At 44.2% G+C, this 5927-nt stretch carries 2 protein-coding genes; both read right to left on the reverse strand.

Annotation, left to right across the window (positions count from 1 at the left end):
- Positions 1-4859: non-ribosomal peptide synthetase (locus BMW86_RS00005; RefSeq protein ID WP_089777730.1), on the reverse strand; the 4859-nt coding region annotated here is incomplete at its 3' end.
- A gap of 27 nt (positions 4860-4886) precedes the next feature.
- Positions 4887-5915 carry a TauD/TfdA family dioxygenase gene (locus tag BMW86_RS00010; protein WP_089777732.1) on the reverse strand — a complete coding sequence of 343 codons (1029 nt, stop codon included), beginning with the start codon at positions 5913-5915 and terminating at the stop codon, positions 4887-4889.
- Between the last annotated feature and the right edge of the window lie 12 nt (positions 5916-5927).

The raw sequence follows: 5927 nt of genomic DNA on the forward strand, positions 1-5927 counted from the left end.
GACAGCCCTTTATAATAATCGGTGATATTACCATGTGTGATCATCACTCCTTTAGGATGACCTGTAGTACCCGATGTATAGATTACATAGGCCAGATCTGTTGATGATACTTCTGTTAATACAGGTGGTATTGTCAGTTCTTCCAGTTGAAGATCCACAGAGAATACCGGAACGTTAAACGAGAGTACATCAAACAATCTTTCTGATGTAATCAGCAATACTTTGATACCTGTATCATTGATAATATAATCCTGACGATCGGCAGGAAGTGAAGGATCTATTGGTACATAAGCAGCTCCTGCTTTCAGGATACCCAGTATGGCGATTACTGACCAACTACTGTTTTCCATCATCACTCCTACCAGATCATTAGCCCGCAGATCATAGGTTTGTTTCAGGTAGTGTGCCAGCCAGGTTGAACTGTTATCCAGTTCCTGGTAGCTAAGCTGTGTCTCACCGGAGATCAACGCCACCCTCTCAGGAGAACTAACTACCTGACGAGTAAAAAGAGAAGTTACCGTCTCTGTTTCTTCTGAAACAAATCCATGATTTACCCCTTCCGATAACAGGGCTGCTTCTTCCTCCGGTAACAGCATTTGTAAATGACCTACCGGCTGGCTTTGATCATCGGCTACTGATGACAGCAACTGCAAATAATGATCTTTCAGCCGCTCAATCGTCGCTGGAAGAAAAAGATCCGTACAATAATTTATAGAAATACCAAAGCCTTCTGCTGTTTCTTCTACAAAAAACGTAAGATCGAATTTGGCTATTTTATGATCCAGTGATTCCGGAGCTACTGTAATATCTCCCAGGTCCTGCACTAAAGCCGAATCATTATTATTCAATACAAACAACACCTGAAACAGGGAACTCCGGCTCTTATCCCGCTCCTTCTCTACCCTATCCACCACTTTCTCAAATGGAACCGCGATATGTTCATATGCTTCCAGTGTTGTTGTCCTTACCTGGGATAGTAGTGACCTGAAATCAGGATTGTCTGAAAGGTCGCTACGCAACGCAAGGGTGTTTACAAAAAAGCCGATTAGTGGCTCCAGTTCCTGTTGAGGGCGATGCGCTACTGTTGTTCCTACACAGATGTCCGTTTGATTGCCATAGCGGTATAACAACACCTTGTATACGGCCAGCAGTAGCATAAATGGCGTAACATCCTCCTGTTGCGCCAGTTGTTCCAGCCGCTTACTCAGCTCTTTGCCTACTTTAAAATTCAGCCGGTCGCCCTGGATACTTTGTACCACAGGTCTTGGCAGATCTGAAGGAAGCTGTAGCGGGGTCACTCCTTTCAGTTTCTCTTCCCAGTAGCCCAGCTGCTGATCGAGCAGCTCCCCTGTAAGGTGACTACGCTGCCATAAGGCATAGTCTGCATACTGCAACGGCAATACAGGTAATGCCACTTCGCGATTCTGGTATATTTCACAGAACTCCTGTACTATCAGGGATTCAGACCAACCATCTGAGGCAATATGATGCCTTACCAGCACCAGCAGGTGTTCATCTTCCTGCAACCGGAACAACCGGGCACGTAGCATATGATCTGCGGACAGGTCAAATGGCCGGTCTATTTCGGCGGTTATTGCCGTATGCAGGTCATCAGGGATATTATCTACTATATTCAGGCGCCAGCCACCGGCAGACAAGATCTCCTGATATGGCACTCCATCTTCCACTTTAAATACTGTTCTCAGTGATTCGTGACGATCCACTATCATACGAAAAGCTGTTTCCAGCAAGGATACATCCAGCTGGCCTTTCAATCTGAACAATGCAGGCATATGATAGTGCGTGCTGCCACGCAGCTGGTCAATAAACCACAAACGTTCCTGCGCATATGACAGTGGTATCTTTTCCGGCCGTTCATTGACTAGCACCACCTGAGGTAATACCATGTTCTTTTCCAGTCTGTCAACAAGCGCTGCCAATTCCCGCACTGTCGGACCAGTGAGAAGATCTTTTATTATGATATCGGCCTTCCATTCCCGTCGTATTGCGGATACAACACGCATCGCCAGCAAGGAATGGCCGCCCATTTCATAGAAGTTGTCATCCAGTCCTACTTTTTCCACTTGTAGTATTTCCTGCCATAGTTGTGAAATAGAAATCTCTGCAGGAGTAACCGGTGAAACGTACACTTTTCCGGAGTTATGTTTCATTGAAAATGGGTCCGGTAATCTCTCAACATCTAACTTCCCATTTACCGTAGCCGGGATTTTCGTTATGGCTATAAAAAAGTCAGGAATCATGTAAGCAGGTACTCTGCTCTGTAGGAAAGACTTCCAGTCCTGCGATGTAATATTCTGTGGGGCGATATAGTAAGCTGTGATATGTTTTTCCTCCTTAGCATCCTTTCTGGCCACTACAAAGACCTCTTCCACGCCAGGGAATTGTGAAAGGTGTGTTTTTATCTCACCCATTTCGATACGGTTACCCCTTATCTTTATCTGATCATCTATTCTTCCACCGAATTCCATATCTCCTCCAGGCAGCAAACGGACGATATCTCCTGTTCTATAATATCGCTCTGCAGCCTGGTTAGTCAGTGTGACAAATCTTTGTGCCGTTATCACAGGCTGCTGCCAGTAACCCCGGGCAACGCTACTTCCGCTCAGATACAGTTCACCATAAACGCCAACCGGCAATATGTTTCCGGCCGCATCCAACACACTTACGCCCATATTTGCAATGGGCCGGCCGATAGTTATGCGTTCATCTCCAGGTGATATTTCTTTTACGATGCAACCAACTGTGGCTTCTGTTGGTCCATATTCATTATATATTCTGATTGAAGGGGATAACCTTCTTAAGATGTCTACCTGTGAAGGATGTAGTTCTTCTCCACCAACGATGGCGCACACTATGTTTGCATTTTGCAATCCTGCATCCGCCAGCAGGGAAATATGAGTAGGTGTAAGTTTTATACAGTCTATTTCATTAGATGGGTCGAAACAGTAGCGCAGTTTCTCTGTGATATCGAGGTGTTTATCCAGGCAATATAAAGTCTGGCCTCTTGTCAGTGTAGTAAATATTGCAGTGACTGTCAGGTCGAAAGCCAAACTTGTCAGCAGTGGAAAATTGCCATTGCAGTTGCGGAAATAATAATCATTTGCCCAACTGATATAGTTGTTCAGGTTAGCATGTGATATCTGGCAGCCCTTGGGTTTTCCGGTTGTTCCCGAGGTAAATATCAGATAAGCAGTATCTTCCGGGGCAGGCGTTTTCAGTGGCGGGAAGGATGTGTATCCAGTCGCTCTGATATTTAATTCTTCTACTGTAACAAACAGATCAGCCATCTCTGAACCCATCATCTCTGCCGGGATACTATCATCTGTGATAATAATCCTGCAGCCACTATCCTTTACGATATGTTCCAGGCGTTGCAAGGGATTGCTGCTATCCAGCGGAACATACGCTGCGCCTGAAAAGAGGATACCCAATAATACTGCCGCCACATCATCATCGTTGTTCAGCATTACACCTATGATATCTCCATTTCCGACACCATAAACTGTAGAAAGTATAAAGGCAATACCTTTTACTTTTTCCTCCAATGTCTGATAAGTAATGGATCGCTGGCTGCCTTTTACTGCTATATGACCGGCATACTGTTTAAAACAGTCCAATATCATTCGTGGTACGGTATCTGGGCCCGGAAATCCCATTGCTGTATTGTTATACTCCGAGATGGCAATTCTATCTTTAGTACCAACATGTAAACCGGAAAGTTCCGGGTTCTGCAACCGGTTTTGCAAGTCATCGAGCAGGAAGGTAGCCAATTCCATTCCTGACGGATAGACGAAGATGATCTGCCAGGTATTTTTCTTTCTTAGTATCCTGCATAAGAACGTGCCATTAAACGATGATACGATTTCCATATCCGGATCACCCGTTACATCACAATACTCCAATACAAACCGTATCTGAGGATGTTCCAATAAGGGATTGGCTGGTGCATAGTAATAATCATTCCAGTCGGTGGCCTGTGCAAGCTGTGATCCCGACAGTTCCGTCCATTCGGAGATACTACCGGTGAACCCCGCAGGAAATCGTACCGGATAATACCTGGATAACGGCCCCATGGTAGATTTCAGTTCTTCATAGCAGCGTCCATTTTCCAGGCAAGCGACCTGCAATGGTTCTTCTGCATTGTAACGCGCAATGCTTTGAGCAAAAATTGCGGTAAGCAGTACTTTCACAGATACGTTATAGCTGGCAGCATATTGTTCCAGGGGTAAGTCTTCCAGTATGAGCTTAGTATCTGAGTAGCCCGTTTCTGCCGCAGGGACTCTCCATATGCTATTAACATTGGCATCAGCTACCCATGATCCACTCCAGAACTCCGCAGCATTTTTATTGTCCTCTTCAATCAACTGTGTTTCCCAGTTTGTGTAGTCACTAAACTGTAAAAGATCTTCCTTACTTATCTCAAATATTTGACCAGTCAGAATCGTATTCAGTTCCTTATATAGCAAACTAATGGAATAAGCGTCCAGTATAAGCGGTAACGCTTTAATAATAACCTGAAAACTAAGATCCGGGAGTTGCAGGATCTTTATTGATAATGGTGATGCGAGGCTTAACGTTTCTGTTCTGAAACAGTTATTATTCCGGCCCTGAAGCTGATATACGGTCTGCAACGGTAGTTTTACTCCTTCGCGATACTCAAATCCGGTCCGTAATATATCATGGCGATCGGTAACGGCTGCGAATGCCGTTTCCAATATTTCCATTGTATAGTCACCACTGATAACAGATACAGTGGTTATCTCTGCCGGTTGATCCGCGCAGCACCTGATCAAGTCCAGCGACTGCTGGCCAGACAACTGAAATTGTGCAACAGTCATACGATATTATTAAGAAAATTGATTGATTTATTCATCTCCGGTGGGGTCAATGATAGCGGTTGCTATGAGGCGTTCGCCTTTGTATGAATTTCTTCCGTGTGCCGCCAGCATGTTGTCAAGAAAAAGGATATCGCCCTTCTCATAAGTGAAAGCCACTGTATGTTGCTGATAAGCATTTTTAATGGACAGGTATTCGTCTATACTGATTTCTGTTCCATCGCCGAAGAGGGTATCTGTATGTATGAGATCTTCGGAAACCTTATCGCCGGGGTTCAATCCTAACTCTTCATACCTGGCATATTTGTTGAAAAAAAGTACATGATTAAACCAGGTATCTTCACCTGAAGAAGGATGCTGATATACTGCTTTTTTTACCCATTCTATTTCCAGATGATCATCACCTATAAAGTCATAGTGGATAACATTTTTATTACAGATATCTTTTACTTCTTTGCCGTCTGTTGTCTGAAAAACTTCCTGCCATGACATGCTGATATCCTTTATCAGCCGTCTACGATACATGACCCCTTTTTCTCTGAATTTCTGTACTAATGAAGCGGGGATCGATTTCAGCACCTTACGGGAATCTGCAATGGGTGTTTCTCCTCCCTCTGCGGCAGGCTGCAGGCAGCAGAACAATATCCGCATTCCCCAGGTACGGCTGTAGGAGGATTCATTATGAAGATTAATACGTTCTGCTTTCGGATAGATAGTAGAATTATAAACATTCCGTACACCCGGGTCCAGTTCATGACGAGGTGATGATCTGAACATATAGGACAATGGTTTAGATCCGAAAGCGTTTACGAAATTACCAAAGGTCTCCAATGTAGTAGTATCAAAACCTCTGAACAATACGCCTGCATGTTTGCATAAATCGGCATTAAACTCTGCAGAGTTTTTTTGTACCCATTCTGTAAGGTCAACTCCTTTTAAGCGGGGTTTTATAACCAGGGGCAAGGTAGATTCCAGCGTTTCTTTTATTATGAGTGGCTGACCGCTGACATCTGTTTGGGATCTTGTCTTGATTTGTTTCAGCTTGCTTATATTATCCATGGTGTTATAAAT

The organism is Chitinophaga sp. YR573 (assembly GCF_900110995.1).
Taxonomy (GTDB): domain Bacteria; phylum Bacteroidota; class Bacteroidia; order Chitinophagales; family Chitinophagaceae; genus Chitinophaga.

Excerpts from the sequence above, each read along its gene's own strand:
- BMW86_RS00010 (WP_089777732.1), bottom strand. The coding sequence starts at position 5,915 with ATGGATAATATAAGCAAGCTGAAACAAATCAAGACAAGATCCCAAACA.